Origin of the sequence: uncultured Marinobacter sp., from assembly GCF_913055835.1 — a bacterium.
In the GTDB taxonomy this organism is placed as follows: Bacteria; Pseudomonadota; Gammaproteobacteria; order Pseudomonadales; family Oleiphilaceae; genus Marinobacter.
The window spans coordinates 74,903-90,834 of sequence record NZ_CAJXKQ010000005.1 but is presented as its reverse complement, the minus strand read 5'-3'; the positions used below and the strand labels follow the sequence as shown (position 1 = coordinate 90,834).

Sequence of the window (15,932 nt, the reverse complement as noted above, 5' to 3'; positions counted from 1 at the left end):
AAAGAACCTTTGATAAAAGTCAGGTGTTACCAAATGAAACAGGTAGAGCTGGACAAGCTGGATCGGAAAATCCTGTCGGCACTGCAGCAGGATGGGCGCATCAGTAACCAGTTACTGGCCGAACAGGTGGGTTTGTCACCGGCAGCCTGCTGGCGCCGGGTGCGGACACTTGAGGAAAGCGGCGTGATTCAGGGATACAGCGCAAGAGTGGATCCCGAGCGCATCGGGCAGGGCCTGTGCGTACTGGTCAATCTGTCACTGCAACGGCACAACATTGATAGCACCGCCGAGATCGAGCAACAGGTGAGCAGTTATCCGGAGGTGCTCCAGTGCTTTGCGGTGACCGGTAATGCCGATTTCGTACTCAGGGTGATCGTCCCGGACATGGCCAGTTACGATCGGTTCCTGAACGAAAAGATCTTCACCCTGCAGGGGATTGCCCAGGTGAATTCAAACTTTGCGTTGCGGGAGATAAAGAATACCGAGACGATCCCGGTGGAAGGCATTTAATGGGTAGGTCCGGGAAGGGATCCCTGAACGAAAAAAGGCAGCCGAAGCTGCCTTTTTCTGAACGTGTCGTCTGCTATTTGCAGAGCATCTCTTTATAGATTAAAGAGCGACTACGTTTTCCGCCTGGGGACCTTTCTGGCCCTGGGTAACGGTGAACTCGACCTGCTGGCCTTCAGCCAGAGTCTTGAAACCGCCGCCCTGAATGGCGCTGTAGTGAACGAAAACGTCCGGGCCGCTTTCGCGAGTAATAAAGCCAAAACCTTTTGCTTCGTTGAAAAACTTAACGCTGCCGGTAACTGTAGACATAATAAAAATTCCTGAATTCAATCTTTTAAGAAGCTGCCAGATCATCGTTGTGATGCCTGTACAGCGGTATGCGGGAAACAAAAAACTGGCGTGATCAAAAACAGGACGTACTACGTTACGGCACAGATTCGTCTTATTGATGAAATGCTGCTAAATCTTTCCAACGGAGCCCACTGTACGCCTGCCGCCATGAAAAGCAAAGCTATTTCTTATAGGCATAAACCGGGGTAGTGGAATTCCCGGTTCCAAGGCTGTCCATCCTGCGCGGTTTGGCAATGGCGAAGCCCTGGGCGTAGTCCACCTGAATTTCCTTGAGGGTGTCCATGATTTCCATGTCCTCGACGTACTCGGCAATGGTCTGCAGGTCCAGGAAATGGCACAGTTCGTTGATTGAGCGCACCATGGCATAGTTTGTCAGGTTGGTGGCCATGTCCCGCACGAAAACACCGTCGATCTTCACAAAGTCCACCGGCAGTTTCTGCAGATAGGCATACGAGGAAAGGCCGGTCCCGAAGTCATCCAGGGCAAACCGGCAGTTCAGCCGTTTCATCTCACGCATGAAATCGGACGCAAAATGAAGGTTGGCGACGGCAGAGGTCTCGGTCACCTCGAAGCACAGCTTGTGCGCGAGTTCCGGGTTTGCCCGGAGGTTTGATTCCAGCCCAAGCATGAAACTGTCATCGCTTAACGAAGATCCCGAGAGGTTGACGTTCAGGGTGGCAATCTTGTCGAGCGCCTCCGGATTGTCGCGCATCCAGGCCATGACTTCGGAAAGAACCCACAAATCGACCCGGGTACTGCGTTTGAATTGTTCGGCCGCCTCAATATAGCCCTGGGGCGAGATTTCTTTGCCAGAGCTGTCTTTCAGGCCGAGTAAGAGTTCATACATCTGGCCTTCACCGGTTTCAGGGGCGAGGGCAACAATAGGCTGTGCCCTGAGGTAGAGGCTACCATCCCGGATCGTGCGGTCGATCTCCGTTACCCACTGAGGTGTGCCAATCTGAGACTGGTCCCTGCTTTCCCGCGCCAGTTCAATCCGGTTTCCACCCAGCTTCTTGGCCGCCTTGAGAGAGAGGCTCGCCTGATTGAGAAGGTCTCCGGGGGAGTGAGCAGAACCGGTAACCGGTCGGATACTGATGCTGACCGTTGCCTTGTATTCTGCCTGTCCGTGCCGGAAAACCCGTTGTTCGAAGTTTCGCCGCAGGGATTCCGCAAAATCCAGGCAGTCCTCGGTGCTGATGTTATTGATGAGCACCGCGAATTCGTTGCCACTTATCCGACCAACATACGATTCCGGGAAACTGGCTCCACAGGCTTGCCGAAGTGTTTCGGCGACATCTCTCAACAGGGCATCGCCGGCTTCTGCACCGTAGGAGGCGTTAATAACACTGAACTCATCTATATCCAGAACCATGAGGGCGGAGGCACTGTCTTCCGGGGATGGCGGGGCCGTGCTGATCAGCCCGGATACCTGTTTCTCGAAGTCATGGCGATGCATGCAGCCGGTCAGGGCGTCGTGGGTGGCCTGGAAATTCAGCTTCCGGTACACGTCCTCAACAATGCTGAAGAGGCTTTGATCAAGAAACGGGATGTCGCCATCTTCAACCAGCCAGGCTTCGCCCTCGGCGAGTTTCTGGACGAATTCCGGGAACCCGTAACTGACTTCGCTCATACCCTTGGGTGACAGGAAAACGAATCGGAGTGAATCCTCGCCACCCCACACGAGGCGCATTCGGCGGGTCTCGCCGCTGTCGAGCCAGACTTCAACCCAGTCACCGACAGCAATGCTCTGTGCCCTGGAGACCCAACGGCTGTCTTCAAGCTCCGGAGGCATCGGCGGTGGCGCGTCTTCGGCGTCGCCATACTCTTCAACCCAGGTGGTCTCTGAATCCAGATGGCCCTGAAGCATTCCGGATAGCTCCTCTATGACCGGTCTGGTTCGGGAGATATCACCGGTGGTTTTCAGCTCCCGCTCGATAAACTGCAGCATGACACCGCTTTCCAGCTCTCGTTCAAATGCCAGGTCACCGGAGGTTCCAGCGGGGGACAGCCAGGCCTGAAGCTGTGCCACTACGTCAAGAAGCTCCTCGCAGTGTCGGCTTTCCGGCCCTTCCCGCAATATTGTCAGAACAATCAGCTGCTCCCAGCCCGACTGAAGAAGACGGATAAGAATCTTAGGAACTTGCCTGCCGCCCAGGAGTGCATTCAGCCGTTGCCGGGCCTCTTTGCGAGTTTTCCGAAGGCGTTCTTTGCCCTCCAGGGTTTTCGCCAGCCGTTCCGAATTACGGATAAACGATTGATCCTGACGCTCGACAAGCTGATGCAGGCGTTGGCCCAGACTTTCCAGTAGCTCCGGGTCCGATACCTCGGTCTCTGTCAGCTCCTGGACGATATCAGCAACCGTCGCTTCTAGTTTCTTGCTCGACGCCCTTTCCGCAAGACAGATGTGCATCAAGTTATTGATAATGTCCCTGGCAGGGTGACTGCCGGCATTCAGAAAGTCCGGTGTTTCAACCAGCGTTTCAAATACCGGTAGCCGAAGTTTTTGCAGTTGGTGGCGAAGTGAACCCGAGAGCTCCTCGTGAGTTTTCAGCGGCGCGAACAACCGGTCCACGAGATTGGCCTTTTCCACGGCAGTGCGATCCAGCGAGCTCGCCAGGGCAGAGTCCGCCCCGGCCAGTTCCCTGAGTAATCCGGCCATATCCGGCTCGTCATCGTGCAACCGTTCCAGAAGCTCCCGGCGCCGGGAACGCAGGTTTTCCGACAGCCTCGGATTGGGCTCCTCCCAATCTATGAGTTCCGAAGAAGGGCTTGCTTCCAGTGCCATCAATTGGAACAGGGAGCGACCGGCCGATGGCTGCTCTGATGCCCCATGCCCGATGTCTTCCGTTTCCGGGGTCTCGTCCGATGGGCTCTCACCTGTTTCATTTTTCGAGTCAGCTTCTTCTGAAGCGTGTTCCCTGAGTGACCAGTTTGCCGGCAACTCGGTGATATCCAGGGCTTCAAGTCCGGCGCGCCGGCAGTCATTGATCAGGGAGCGGACTGCTGCGGGCCAGACCCGGCCCAGAGCGTATTCCCAGGCCCGGTAAATAGTCAGGCGGTGCTCCCGCGCAATGCCCAGATGGTCGACCATGTACTGCAGGCAAACACACAGCGCCCGGGGCGTTAGCGGGTTGTTGTCGTCATTGACGTCCAGATGGAAAATCTGGTTGAGGAACTGGTTCAGCAGGAAAGTTGCACCGGTATTCGCTTTGCTTATTCCCGTGGCAATGGCCTGTAAATCCAGCCAGTCTTCAAACTCGTGCTGTTGCAGCAGGTGCAATTCCCTGGTGCCGGCCCGGGACTCGGTAGCGGGCTCAAGGATCGCCTGATTGGCCTGGAACTGGGCCTGGAAATCCTGAAGCATGCGCTGCTGGCGGCTCTGGAAGATGAAGCGCATATCCTTGAGCCTGGTGATCTCGCGCAGCTCGGCTGCCTGTTCCAGGTCAGCTTCAATGCCCTCGAAAGTGCCCTCCATAAACTCCGGGAGTAATTGTTCCAGAAGTCGCCGGCAATGCTGGTGGTACAGTTTTTTCAGTGCGGGGACTGGCGCGCCTTCCGTGAGCTTGCTTTTGCCCGTGTGCTGCGCGAGAACCTCAACTTCGCGTTTCAGGTCGGGGGTGATGTCCCTGATTTCAAGCGAAATGCTGCTGCCCTGGGTGGTGCGGACCGCTCCCCGGAAATGAATATGCTGCTTGTCATGGTCATTATCGAGGAACACATGCAGGTCCGCTTGAGAAGCGGCGGAGGAAGCCAGCTGGTCCAGTACGGCGGGTGAAGTAAAAAGATGCAGGCTGAGACGAAGCACTTTGCTGTCCAGAACCATGCTGTCGATGACGCAGCCGCAAGGAACCAAGCCCGGAGCGACGACAATCGCATCCTTGCTGAGTCTGGAATGTTTTGCGTTGAGCCGGGTCATCGACCGCCTTCCCGTAGCAGTGAAAAATGAATCTTTGTTCAGCTTATCCTTCAATGCAGTGTAATTTGAACGCCACCAAACGCAAAGTGAATCTACAAAAGCGACACATCAAATTCCCTGACAGAACTGCAACCAACGACTGCATTATAGACGCTCGACGGGGTATAGCATCAGATCCTTGCCAAGCTGATAACGGGCAAAATCCTTTGCCAGATAAAGGTTTCCCCGATAGATGCCCCTGGCTTCGGACTCGATTTCGCCAATGTGTGGATAGGCATCCGGATTGAGCTGGTACCGGGAACTGAAATGCGTAAGCACAAGGTTGGGGACACCTGCTGTTTCTGCAAAACGGGCGACCTTGGCAGCAGAGCTGTGTTGCGGCCAGGGGCCGACCCGGTCAGAGACTTCCTGGGTGTAGGTGGCCTCATGGATCACCACCTGAACATCGGCACTCGCTTCCAGAAGGAGGTCCGGCTGATCGTTATCACCGGCAACGATAACCTTCCGCGGTTTTCTGGCAATTTGCGTGTAGTCGTCGCAACGGGCCAGACGACCATCTTCCAACACCACGTCGTGGCCCTGTTGCAGCCGGCCCCAGGCTGGACCGGCCTCGATACCATCCGCTTCAAGCTTGTCCCGGAGCAGCTGGCGTTCGAGGTTCTTTTCAGTGAACACAAATGCCCGGCAGGACACCCGATGTGAGAGAGGCACAGCCGTAACCGACAGTGCGTCGTCCTCCCAATGGAAACTCTCTGCTTCCGAGTCGACAAACCTCAGTTCAAAACTGAGGCTGGAGTCACTGTTGCCAAGAGCCGCCTCAACGAAGGCTTTCACGGGGCGGGGCGCGATCAGGTAAAGCGGAGCCGTTCGGCCAAGCATGGAGGCACTGGTCAGCAGGCCGGGTAGCCCGAATGTGTGGTCACCATGGATGTGGGTGATAAACAGGGCCTGCAACTGCATCACCGAATGATGCGTTCTCAGCAACTGGTGCTGGGTGCCCTCGCCGCAGTCAATCAGGTACCAGTGTTTCGGCCTTCCGTGGCTCAACGCCAGGCCGGTCACATTGCGGGATTTGGTGGGTGTTCCGGCTGAAGTGCCGAGGAAGGTGAATTCCATACCAGGCCTTTTCGGGTTAACGTGTCGTCTCTCTGTCCGCCATAATACGAAGGTAGCAGAATTGACGATGCATTAGCCGGGACGACCACTAACGGGCCGGTATGCGACATTTAAATAAGGAGTGCTGTCTTGTCTGAGTTGTCCAGTTACGAGAGTTTTTCGATTGAGGTAAAAGACCACATCGCCCACGTGCAGTTCAGTCGCCCGGAGGCCCTGAACACCATGAACAAGGCGTTCTGGCTTGAACTGCCCCGTTGCATGCAGGATATTGAAGCCAACACGGATGCCCGGGTGATCGTTATCTCTTCCACCGGCAAGCACTTTTCGGCCGGTATGGACCTGGGCGTGTTCAGTGACCCCAAAGCGGTTCCCATGAACGGTGACCCGGGCCGCATGGCGGAAAACCTGCGCCGGGTTGTGCTGCAGTTGCAGGACACGCTGACCTCCCTGGAAAAAATACGCCTTCCCGTTCTGGCGGCCGTCCACGGTGGCTGCATTGGTGGTGCTCTGGATCTGGTCTGTGCCGCTGACAGCCGTTATTGCACCGAAGATGCCTACTTTACCATCAAGGAAACCGAGCTGGGCATGACTGCCGACGTTGGTACACTGCAGCGCCTGCCCAAACTCATGCCCGAAGGGGTGGTTCGCGAACTGGCTTATACCGGGCGCAAATTTTCCGCCGCAGAGGCACAGAATCTCGGCTTCGTGAACGCCGTGTACCCCGACCAGGAAGCCATGCTGGCAGCGGTAATGGCCATCGCTGGACAGATTGCTGCGAACTCCCCACTGGCCGTCACCGGCTGCAAGGAAATGCTCAATTACAGTCGCGACCACAGCGTGGAAGACAGTCTCAGATACATGGCCACCTGGCAGGCGGGCATGTTCCGCCCGACGGACATGATGAAATCCTTCCAGGCCAAAGCCCAGAAGCAGGCGCCGCAATACGATGCGCTGTTTCCGGTGAAGCCGCTGTTTGATCAGTGAATGGCGTTGGGTAAACGACGAACATCCGGTATCTCCTCCAATGCCGCGCTGTTGTTCCAGGGCGGCATTGGCGTTATTGGATTGGTGGCGATACTGCTATTCGGAATCCCGGTGCTGCTTGTCGGGCCGGGCCTGTGGCCCAGTATCCTGTACGGCGCGCTCGGAGCAGGTCTTACCTACGCCGCTTTGCTGGTGCTTACCCGGGTGCCCGGCCTGTTCCCGGAAAACCTCGAGCGGCAGATGCAGGGTTTGTATAACTTTGCCTCCAGCTACTCTCCGGTGGTCCTGATCCTGCTGTCCCTGCTGGCCGGTGTCGGCGAGGAGCTGCTGTTCCGCGGAGCAATTCAGGGCTGGCTGATGGCCCATACCGACCCGGTAACGGCGGTGTTGGCGGCATCGGTGCTGTTCGGGCTGGTGCACTACGTATCGTTCACCTATTTTCTGGTGGCAACCGGACTCGGTTTGATTCTCGGGGCAGCCTATGTGCTATCGGAGAGTCTGGTGATGGTCATGATCTGGCATGCCCTCTACGACATGATTGCCCTGTATTGCCTGCTCCGGTTTCCACGCTGGTTTGGTGTCCGCATTGTGGATCCCTGCACCAACCGGTCTCATGAATAGTCAACATCTTCCCTGCCGGCACTCTTGCGCGCTTCAAAGCTGGACAGTTCAACGTTGATGGCATTGGTCGAAATCTGGATTTCGTATAGCGAATACAGCAGCGAAAAAGACAGCAGTACCAGGCTTGCGCCGAACGCGACTACACCCGGCAGCTCTGCTCCCAGGAAAAGCAGGAACATGGAAACCGTACACAGGAAGAAACTGAGTACGCCGAAGGCCTGCATCCGTTTGGTCAGTACAATCCGCTTGCGCAGCATGCCGATCTGGCGGGCGATCAGTGCGTGGTCTTCCTCGGTGTCCATTTGCTTGAGTTGACGTATGAGCTGTGCCAGAACCAGAAACCGGTTGGTATAAGCCAGCAACAGCAGTGAAATTGCAGGGAAGAGCAGGGCAGGCGTTGTCAGGTCCAATCTGGTGTCCTTGTTTGTAAGGGTGTGTCGGCTGGTCTACCAGCTTCCGGAGGGCAGTCGCTGGATCGTCTTGACCGGCCGATTGTAAATGTACACCCAGGCAGACCCGTGGCGAGTATCCATGGTCTGGCGGATATACAGGCTGCTTTGCGGGCGCTCCGGGAAAAAGTCTTCCAGTTCATCCAGTGCTTTCAGCATCGGATCGGAAACGGCATATACTTCGACCTGAACGCCCGGGGAGGATTCCTTGATGGCGCCCGGATAAGGGCCCAGGTGATACAGGCTCAATTCAGGTATCCGGTCCGTTCCGACAAATCGGGCACCTCGCAGAATATGGCTGTTATTCCGGCCACGTTTCAATGTACCGTAAACCGCAACAAGGTGTTTCGGTCTGATGGTCGCTCCCCCTTGTTCACACCTTTGAAGTGAGCATGTCGGCAGACCTCAGGGCGTTGGTCAAACGGTCCATTACGCCCCCGCCGTGACGCCAGAAATGCCAGTATAGCTGCACTTCCAGGGTTTGTTCAGGCGCGATACTCACCAATCGCCCCGTGTTAATTTCCGGTCGGGCCTGCATTTCCGGGATCATACCGTAGCCCATACCTGCCAATGCCAGCTTTACAAAGCCTTCCGAAGAAGGGCAAAGGTGGTGGGGGAAGGTGCCGTGATAGCCGCACTGGGCCAGGAACCGGTGTTGCAACTGGTCATTGGGCCCAAAAACAATGGCCGGGGCATTTTGCAAGCTGGTTTCGTTGAGCCCGTTCCGGAAATAGCGTTGAACATAGTCCGGAGTTGCCAGCGGCATGTAGGTCATGGTGCCGATAGGCACGCATCGGGCACCGGCAACCGGCTGGGGGCTACTGCACAGGCAGGCAGCTACATCACCCTCGCGCATACGGCGAAGGCCGATGTCCTGGTCCTCCACCACAAGATCCAGCAGCAGGGTTTCGTCCGCGCAGAAACTGCCCACCGCGGCTGCCCACCAGGTGGCCAGGCTGTCGGCATTCAGGGCGATGCGCAGCCTTGCCGTGGGTTCCGAGATCCCAGGAATGGACTTGGTCAGGTCTCTCTCCAGCAACTGCACCTGCTGAACGTGGTTAAGCAGGCGCTGCCCGGCCGGCGTGGCTTTGAGCACCGGGCTACGAACCAGAACCGGCTGCCCGAGCCGGATCTCAAGGGTGCGAATGCGCTGTGAAATGGCCGACTGGCTCAGCCCGAGTGCCTGGCCCGCACGTTCGAACCCGCCGCATTCAATAACCGTCGCCAGGGCTTCCAGCAGCTTGTAATCAATCATAAGCAAAACTGATGCAGTATTATGAGTATGAATTTCAAGTATAGGTGTAAAGCGGTAACCTTGCCCCATTCATTGAGGAGAAACCCACGTGCTTGAGAGTTATCTGACCGGATTGATTGTGTGTGGCGGCATTATCGTGGCGATTGGTGCCCAGAACGCCTATTTGCTGAGCCAGGCAATCCGCAGGGAGCATCATTGGTGGTCAGCCGGTTTGTGCATGGTGGCGGATGTCACGCTCTTCACGCTGGGCATGTTCGGCATCAGTGCTGCGCTGATGGCCATGCCAGAGGCCCTGGAAATCCTTCGCTGGCTCGGGGTGGCCTTCCTTGGCTGGCTTGCCATTCAGTCTTTCGTTCGCGCCAGCCGTGGCAGGGCGGCTCTTGAAGCCGGTGAGGTAACAAAACGGAGCCTTAAAGCCGTGATATTCACGACCCTGGCGGTCACTTTGCTCAATCCCCAGGTCTATCTGGATACGCTGCTGTTGATCCCGGCGGTCGGAGCTCAGCAGGAGGATGCGACCACGTTTGTGGCCGGTGCGAGCAGTGCCTCGATTCTCTGGTTCGGTCTGCTGGCATGGGGCGGTTCGGCGCTGGCTCCAGTTCTCGCGCGGCCGCTGGCCTGGCGGATCATCGATGGTGTTATCGGCGTGATGATGGCAGCCATCGCCCTTCACCTGACCTTAAGTGGTCTTTAATATTCAAACGGTCGTATGAATTTCTTGCATCGGCGCGTCTCAGGTTGGAAGATAGCGTGCTACTGAATTTGAAGTTATTCATACCACCGAGGATAGTTAATGAACGCCACTGTACGTCGCTGGTTTGCCAGTGCCGGGGCCATGCGCCGCGTCCTTTCTACGTTTGCTCCCTATCTCGGAGCAGGCATTCGCGTTACCCATATTGCCGATGACTTCAGCTCGGCAACGGTGGAGATGGGTCAGCACTGGTACAACACCAACTACGTCGGAACCCACTTCGGCGGCTCCCTCTACAGTATGGTTGACCCCATGTACATGCTGTTGCTGTTGCTGATGCGACGACTGGGCAACGACTACATCGTGTGGGACAAATCCGCGAGCATCGATTTTATCCGTCCCGGGAAGGGCAGGGTGACAGCCCGGTTTGAGCTGACCGATGAGCGTGTTGACGAGATTCGGGCCGCGACGGCAGACGGCGGCAAACTGCTGCCAGAGTGGGACGTGGAGATTTTTGACGAATCCGGCGAGCTGGTCGCGTGCGTGCACAAAGTACTCTATGTTCGCCGTAAAAAAGGTTGAAGCGGTCTGGCCAGCCGGGCTCAGTCGAAGCGCCGTGCCTCGGTCAGTCGGCCTTTCCAGTAATAACCGCTGATTGAAGACTGGATAACGCCGGCTGATGTTGATGCGTGGATAAACCGGTCCCCGCCCATGTAGATTCCCGCGTGCTGCTCCTTGCCGCCAATCCGGAAGAACACCACGTCGCCCGGTTGAATCTTTCCGGGATGAACCACATCACCACTGGCCAGCATTTGGCCGGTTGTCCTGGGCAACTGTTTACCCAGCCCTTCCTGATAGGCGGTAAGGATGAATCCGGAGCAGTCGAAGCCGTCGGAAGAGGTGCCACCATATTGGTAGGGAGTTCCCCGGTAGCGCTCGAACACCTGCCAGAGCTTTTGTGCCTTGTCGGAACTGGACGCTTCAACGGGTAGTGGCTGTACTGGCGCGGATGAACCCGGCTGTATATTCCCGGAACTGGCGCAGCCGCCAAGTACAAGAGCCATGAGTGCCAGAAAGGCAATGTTTTGCAGGGAATTGCGCATGCCAAATCCTGTATCGGTGTTCGCAGCTTTCACTCTAATCCTCAGGCCGCCTGATGTCAGGTTACGGTTCGTACGATTTTGTTGACCTCTTCATTGATCTCAGAAGTCTGGAACCGGGATCAGGGACCTCAGGTTAATCAGATTTCCCGGATCAGGTCCGGCGTGTCATGCCTCGGGTTGTTGACCTCCTGGGACACGGAAACGGCTTTCAGGTGCTCTGTGTCCAGGCGGTGGGTTACTGCCCGGATCCGGGCGCGGTCGGTGACTTCCGGGTTCAGCCAGTCCCTCAGGCAGCCGGGATCGAGTACCACCGGTTGACGGTCATGGATGTGTTTCAGTCTCTCGCTCGCGGGCTCGGTGATGATGGCGCAGGCGGTGGTTTCGTCTCCCTCCCTGGGCGTCCAGAGGCCGGCGAAGAAAATCGCCGGATACTTCCCGGAATCCGTTGGTGTTATGTAGTGGGGTTCCTTGCCATGTTCGGTTTGCTGCCATTCGTACCAGCCATTGGCAGGTATCAGGCAACGGTGGTGGGCAAAAGCCTCCCGGAAATATTTTGAGGTCGCTGCGGTTTCGGCCCGGGCATTGATCGGGGCCGGGGCCTTTTCGCCGGCCCAGGCCGGACGGAACCCCCAATGGGAGTGCGCCATGATCAGAGTGCCGGTCATGCTCATGCGGATCATCGGAATGCCCGTTCCGGGCGGGATGTTGTAGCTGGGATCAAAATGACCGTCCACCTCCATGCCCTCGGGAAAAAACTCGAGGATCAGGGTGTCCGGAGGTGTGTAAAACGTGAATCGTCCGCACATGGCGTTGCCTGCTTCCTGTCCCGGGTTCTTATGAGGGGCGGTCCTCATGGGAGCCTGCTTGTCCGTAATTTGTTAACCTTAGCAGATGCTGAAACTATCCAACGCTGTTGAACTTGCCGACTGGGAAATCGAAATCACCCAGATCCGTGCCCAGGGTGCCGGAGGTCAGAACGTTAACAAGGTGGCCTCTGCGGTCCATCTGCGTTTTGATATCCTGCATTCCTCCCTGCCGCCCTTCTACAAGGAGCGGCTGATGTCGCTCAACGACCAGCGAATCAGCAAAGACGGTGTACTGATCATCAAGGCGCAGTCTTTCAGGACCCTGGAACTGAACAAGGAAGACGCCTTGCAACGGCTGAAGGAGTTGATTCAGGAAGCCGTCAAACCCCGCAAAGCGCGCCGGCCCACCAAACCGACCCGTTCCTCGCAGCGCAAGCGGGTGGACCGGAAAACCCAGCGAGGCAAGACCAAGGCGCTGCGCGGCAAAGTTTCGGTCTAGCGCTTGATCAGGTTCAGGCCGAAGCCTCTTGCTGGTCGCGTGACTCAACGTCTGCCAGAAACGCCTGAATGTCCTCGAAGGCCTCTTCGGCTTCCGGAAGCAGTGGCACGAAGATCTGCCACACATGCACCATGCCCGGCCAGGTGTGCAGGGCAACCGGAGAGCCGGCAGCCTTTGCCCTGGCGGCATAGCGCCGGGCATTGTCCAGTAACATTTCGGTGTCGCTGGCCTGTATCAGTGTTGGTGGCAGATCCCTCAGGTCCCCGCGTAGTGGCGAGGCAACAGGGCTTGTAGGTGAGACCCGGAATGCCGCCAACGTGGCCCACCAGATCACTGGCAGCGGGATTTTCGACAAGCCGCCGAACACAGGCCCGAGCAGGGGATCGGTGCCAATGTTGTTGCGGTTACTTGGGGCGGTCAGGGTCAGATCGGTGGAAGGCGAAAAAGCGATCGCGGCGTCGGCCTGACGCAGGCCATTGTCACGAATCCACGCAATGAGTCCCAGGGTATGACTGCCGCCGGCCGAATCCCCGGCGATCAACATAAAGTTTGAAGGCTCGTCACCGTCCGGCCCGTGCTTCAGCAGCCAGGAGTAGGCATCCCGGCAATCCCGGACACCGTCCATGAAACGGTTCTCAGGCATCAGCCGATAATCCACGGCAAAAACAGCGGCACCAGTGATCGTCGACAGCCTGTCCGTAATCGCCCGATGGCTTCTGGGGCTGCCAGCGGCCCAGGCACCTCCGTGGATATAAAGAACTCGCCGCCGCGTATCGCAACCCGGGGCCAGGACCCACTCGCCCCTGGGCGATGCGTTGAAACGGAACTCGGAATCCAGCTCCAGCCCTTCACTCAGGCTATCCATGTGCTTGCGGAGCGCCATCAGTCTTGCCTTGCCCCGAAGCCCCCTGGAGGACTCGCCCATCTCCCGGATACGACCCAGGACCTCGCGGTTTGCCGGGCTTGGTTTGCCCTCCCGAACCGGAGGATTATCTCCATCCAGATGCGACAGATCCTCAAGCCGGAACAGCAGAAACGTTGCGGCAACAATGAATACGATGACGGCAAGAATAATCCAGAGCATGGTCGATCCGTACGTTATTGGCCCCTCATTGCGGGGCGAACTATCCTTTAGATAATACTCGCAGATTTGTCCCGGTTCTGCCCGGAACGGTCACAGAAGGAGTCGCGTGTTGCAAATTGCCTATCGGGCCAAAGACATAACCGAAGCCCACATCGTGGCTGGTCTGTTGGAAGCCAACGGTATTGAGGCTTATGTGGGCGGCCACTATCTCCAGGGGGCAATGGGCGAGATCGGTGCCGCAGGTTTCAGCAACGTCCATGTCGATGACGAGGATCTTTACCGGGCACGACAACTGGTGTCAGAGTATGAGCAGACCTCCGGTGGCAGTGTCAGCAGCGCGGTTAGCGACGATGAGGATCGCCCCGACCACTACGCCCGCTGGTTCCTGTTCGCCCTCGCCATCCTCACCCTGATCCTGCTGCAGATCTACTGACTGATCGATCTGGTGTAAGCGGGCGTAGCCCTATTCACATATTACAAGCAACAGGAGACGAATCTTATGGCAGACCAACCTGTAATGCTGATCACTGGCGCATCGTCGGGTATCGGTGCAGAGACAGCTCGAGCAGCGGCGAAACAAGGTTATCGTCTGGTGTTGGCGGCCCGTTCCGAAGACAAGCTCAAAGGCCTGCAGCAGGAACTGGGTGGCGAGGACACGGTGTTGACGGTGCAGTGTGACGTTCAGAGCGGTGATGACCAGAAGAATATGGTCGACCAGGCCCTGAACGCCTTTGGCCGAATTGATGCGGTATTTGCCAACGCCGGCCGCGGTGGCGAGCCAGGCGGGTTCAGCGGTGCGGATCCGGAGGTCTGGAAGGATATGATTCTCACCAATATCTACGGTGTGGGCCTTACCCTCCAGCATTGCATGCCGGCACTGAAAGAGAGCAAGGGCCACTTGCTGTTAACCGGTTCTGCGGCAGGCCGCGCGACCATTCCCGGCTCCATGTACAGTGCCACCAAGTGGGCGGTGACCGCCATCGGCTATGGTGTTCGTGAGGAGCTTCGTGGCTCTGGAATCCGCGTTACCCTGATCGAGCCGGGCATGGTAGATACGCCCTTCTTCGATGAACGTCCCGGCCACGCACTGAAACCGGAAGATATTGCCAATGCGGTCATGTATGCCGTGTCGCAACCGGCACATGTGGATGTCAATGAGATTCTTGTCCGGCCCACGCCCAAGGTTGAGTAAATCAGCAGATCAGCCACAAAGGAGGTTGTTTTGAGCCAAACAGATGGCGTCGCATTAGTAACCGGGGGCGCTCGGGGCATCGGCCGGGGCATTGTACTTCACCTGGCCAATGCCGGTTGGAAAGTGGCGTTCTGTGATACCGACAAGGCCGTGGGTGAGCGATTGGCAGCCAGTGCCGAGCACCAACTGCGCTTTCTGCCCGGTGATGTTGCCTCGGAAACCGATGTGAAGCGCATCCTTGCCGAAACCCTTCGTTGGGGCGGCCGCCTGGACGCCATTATCAACAACGCCGGAATCGCCAATCCGGAGACCGGACCGGTGGAGGAACTGAGCCTTGAACAGTGGCAGCGTCGGCTGGATGTGAACCTGACCGGACCGTTCCTGGTCACTAAACACTCGGTGCCGCACCTTCGAAAAACGAAAGGCGCTATCGTAAACATGGCCTCGACAAGGGCGCTTCAATCCGAGCCAGACACCGAGGCGTACGCTGCTACCAAGGGAGGCATTGTGGCGCTGACCCATGCCCTGGCCGTGAGCCTGGGGCCGGATGTCCGCGTTAACTGCATCAGTCCCGGCTGGATTGATACGCGGGCCTGGCAAGGAGGCTCAGAACAGGTTGAACCACTCTCCCAAACCGATCACTTGCAACATCCGGCGGGCAGGGTAGGGCAGCCCGGTGATATCGCCTCATTGGCGGCTTATCTGATATCGCCTGAAGCTTCGTTTATCACCGGTCAGAACTTCGTGGCAGATGGCGGTATGGTACGCAAGATGATCTACGAGGAATAAGGAATTGCCACGGATTTTCTTCGGCCTTGAGCTTCCGTCTGATATCAAGGAGCAGTTGCTGACAGTCAGGGCAAGCGTGCCAGGCGCCAAGTGGCAGAGTGCCGAACAATTGCACATCACGCTGCTGTTCCTGGGTGGTGTGGAAGAGAGCCGTCTTGAAGCCGTGATTGGTTCTGCCCGTGCAATTCGACCAACCCCTTTCGAGCTGGAAGTCTCTGGCCTGGGCTGTTTTGGCCAGGCGCGAAGGCCCCGGAACCTGTGGGCCGGCGTCAAGCCGGAAGCGCCGGTGGCCGACATCCACGAGGCGCTTGGGCAGCGAATGGAGAAGCTTGGGTTTGAGGCGGAACGCCGGTCCTTTATGCCGCATATTACCCTGGCCCGATTTAAGCGACAGCCGGGCTCTGTTGAGCGCCTGCTGGCCGAACAGGGTGCATCCGTGTTCGGGCAATTTGCGGTAACCGAGTTCGCCCTGTTCGATAGCAAACCGGGCCCGGCAGGGTCTGAGTATCGTGTCATCGAACGCTTTCCGCTGAGTGGGCCCGGGTAACGGATTTAGCTTGACGAAAAGC

19 protein-coding genes are annotated in these 15,932 nt (G+C 57.4%); 10 read left to right on the top strand and 9 right to left on the bottom strand.

What is annotated here, in order from left to right; all coding sequences use genetic code 11:
- Positions 1 to 33 precede the first annotated feature (33 nt).
- Positions 34 to 510 (top strand): Lrp/AsnC family transcriptional regulator, encoded by a 477-nt coding sequence (locus tag QZ534_RS04905; RefSeq protein ID WP_296932016.1) that lies wholly within the window; start codon positions 34 to 36, stop codon positions 508 to 510.
- 99 nt (positions 511 to 609) lie between these two features.
- Here QZ534_RS04905 and QZ534_RS04900 read toward each other — a convergent pair whose 3' ends face one another.
- The 3 genes from QZ534_RS04900 to QZ534_RS04890 form a co-directional block, all read right to left on the bottom strand.
- Entirely contained in the window at positions 610 to 816 is a 207-nt protein-coding gene (locus QZ534_RS04900; protein WP_230707693.1) for a cold-shock protein, read from the bottom strand.
- Positions 817 to 1,018: 202 nt separating this feature from the next.
- The gene (locus tag QZ534_RS04895; protein WP_296932010.1) at positions 1,019 to 4,774 is read right to left on the bottom strand and encodes a DUF1631 family protein; all 3,756 of its coding nucleotides are present in this window, start codon (positions 4,772 to 4,774) and stop codon (positions 1,019 to 1,021) included.
- Between the two features lie 144 nt (positions 4,775 to 4,918).
- The gene (locus QZ534_RS04890) at positions 4,919 to 5,890 is read right to left on the bottom strand and encodes a ribonuclease Z (RefSeq protein WP_296932008.1); all 972 of its coding nucleotides are present in this window, start codon (positions 5,888 to 5,890) and stop codon (positions 4,919 to 4,921) included.
- Positions 5,891 to 6,019: 129 nt separating this feature from the next.
- Here QZ534_RS04890 and QZ534_RS04885 point away from each other — a divergent pair, with 129 nt between their 5' ends.
- Positions 6,020 to 6,874: a crotonase/enoyl-CoA hydratase family protein gene (locus QZ534_RS04885; protein ID WP_296932006.1), complete on the top strand. Its 855-nt coding sequence runs from the start codon at positions 6,020 to 6,022 to the stop codon at positions 6,872 to 6,874.
- Positions 6,875 to 7,495, top strand: a complete 621-nt coding sequence (locus QZ534_RS04880; RefSeq protein ID WP_296932004.1) for a CPBP family intramembrane glutamic endopeptidase — start codon at positions 6,875 to 6,877, stop codon at positions 7,493 to 7,495.
- Here QZ534_RS04880 and QZ534_RS04875 read toward each other — a convergent pair.
- From QZ534_RS04875 to QZ534_RS04865, 3 genes are read right to left on the bottom strand one after another with little or no spacing between them, the layout of a single operon-like run.
- Entirely contained in the window at positions 7,486 to 7,905 is a 420-nt protein-coding gene (locus QZ534_RS04875; protein WP_296932002.1) for a DUF2721 domain-containing protein, read from the bottom strand. The two genes, QZ534_RS04880 and QZ534_RS04875, sit on opposite strands and share 10 nt — an antisense overlap.
- A gap of 36 nt (positions 7,906 to 7,941) precedes the next feature.
- On the bottom strand, positions 7,942 to 8,301 hold the full coding sequence (locus tag QZ534_RS04870; RefSeq protein WP_296932197.1) for a gamma-glutamylcyclotransferase: 360 nt from the start codon (positions 8,299 to 8,301) through the stop codon (positions 7,942 to 7,944).
- A 16-nt stretch (positions 8,302 to 8,317) separates the two neighbouring features.
- On the bottom strand, positions 8,318 to 9,199 hold the full coding sequence (locus QZ534_RS04865; protein WP_296932000.1) for a LysR family transcriptional regulator ArgP: 882 nt from the start codon (positions 9,197 to 9,199) through the stop codon (positions 8,318 to 8,320).
- Positions 9,200 to 9,287: 88 nt separating this feature from the next.
- Between QZ534_RS04865 and QZ534_RS04860 the strand changes: the two genes are divergently transcribed.
- Positions 9,288 to 9,893 (top strand): LysE/ArgO family amino acid transporter, encoded by a 606-nt coding sequence (locus QZ534_RS04860; RefSeq protein WP_296931998.1) that lies wholly within the window; start codon positions 9,288 to 9,290, stop codon positions 9,891 to 9,893.
- A 99-nt stretch (positions 9,894 to 9,992) separates the two neighbouring features.
- Positions 9,993 to 10,472 carry a DUF4442 domain-containing protein gene (locus tag QZ534_RS04855; RefSeq protein ID WP_296931997.1) on the top strand — a complete coding sequence of 160 codons (480 nt, stop codon included), beginning with the start codon at positions 9,993 to 9,995 and terminating at the stop codon, positions 10,470 to 10,472.
- A gap of 20 nt (positions 10,473 to 10,492) precedes the next feature.
- On the opposite strand, the gene QZ534_RS04850 is transcribed toward QZ534_RS04855, so the two are convergent.
- Together QZ534_RS04850 and QZ534_RS04845 are read right to left on the bottom strand one after the other, a co-directional pair.
- Positions 10,493 to 10,993: a C40 family peptidase gene (locus tag QZ534_RS04850; protein ID WP_296931995.1), complete on the bottom strand. Its 501-nt coding sequence runs from the start codon at positions 10,991 to 10,993 to the stop codon at positions 10,493 to 10,495.
- Positions 10,994 to 11,130: 137 nt separating this feature from the next.
- Positions 11,131 to 11,847 carry an SOS response-associated peptidase gene (locus QZ534_RS04845; protein ID WP_296931993.1) on the bottom strand — a complete coding sequence of 239 codons (717 nt, stop codon included), beginning with the start codon at positions 11,845 to 11,847 and terminating at the stop codon, positions 11,131 to 11,133.
- Between the two features lie 37 nt (positions 11,848 to 11,884).
- On the opposite strand from QZ534_RS04845, the gene arfB reads away from it, so the two are divergent.
- Positions 11,885 to 12,298 (top strand): alternative ribosome rescue aminoacyl-tRNA hydrolase ArfB, encoded by a 414-nt coding sequence (arfB, locus tag QZ534_RS04840; protein WP_296931991.1) that lies wholly within the window; start codon positions 11,885 to 11,887, stop codon positions 12,296 to 12,298.
- 13 nt (positions 12,299 to 12,311) lie between these two features.
- Here arfB and QZ534_RS04835 read toward each other — a convergent pair whose 3' ends face one another.
- Positions 12,312 to 13,382 carry an alpha/beta hydrolase gene (locus QZ534_RS04835; RefSeq protein WP_296931989.1) on the bottom strand — a complete coding sequence of 357 codons (1,071 nt, stop codon included), beginning with the start codon at positions 13,380 to 13,382 and terminating at the stop codon, positions 12,312 to 12,314.
- 106 nt (positions 13,383 to 13,488) lie between these two features.
- On the opposite strand from QZ534_RS04835, the gene QZ534_RS04830 reads away from it, so the two are divergent.
- The 4 genes from QZ534_RS04830 (at position 13,489) to thpR (ending at position 15,910) form a co-directional block, all read left to right on the top strand.
- Complete coding sequence (locus tag QZ534_RS04830; protein WP_296931987.1) at positions 13,489 to 13,815, top strand: DUF2007 domain-containing protein; 327 nt, start codon at positions 13,489 to 13,491, stop codon at positions 13,813 to 13,815.
- A 66-nt stretch (positions 13,816 to 13,881) separates the two neighbouring features.
- Positions 13,882 to 14,574, top strand: coding sequence for an SDR family oxidoreductase (locus tag QZ534_RS04825; RefSeq protein WP_296931984.1), 693 nt, complete (start codon positions 13,882 to 13,884; stop codon positions 14,572 to 14,574).
- 30 nt (positions 14,575 to 14,604) lie between these two features.
- Positions 14,605 to 15,363, top strand: coding sequence for an SDR family oxidoreductase (locus tag QZ534_RS04820; protein ID WP_296931983.1), 759 nt, complete (start codon positions 14,605 to 14,607; stop codon positions 15,361 to 15,363).
- A 4-nt stretch (positions 15,364 to 15,367) separates the two neighbouring features.
- Positions 15,368 to 15,910 carry an RNA 2',3'-cyclic phosphodiesterase gene (gene thpR / locus QZ534_RS04815; RefSeq protein WP_296931981.1) on the top strand — a complete coding sequence of 181 codons (543 nt, stop codon included), beginning with the start codon at positions 15,368 to 15,370 and terminating at the stop codon, positions 15,908 to 15,910.
- The last annotated feature ends 22 nt before the right edge of the window (positions 15,911 to 15,932 follow it).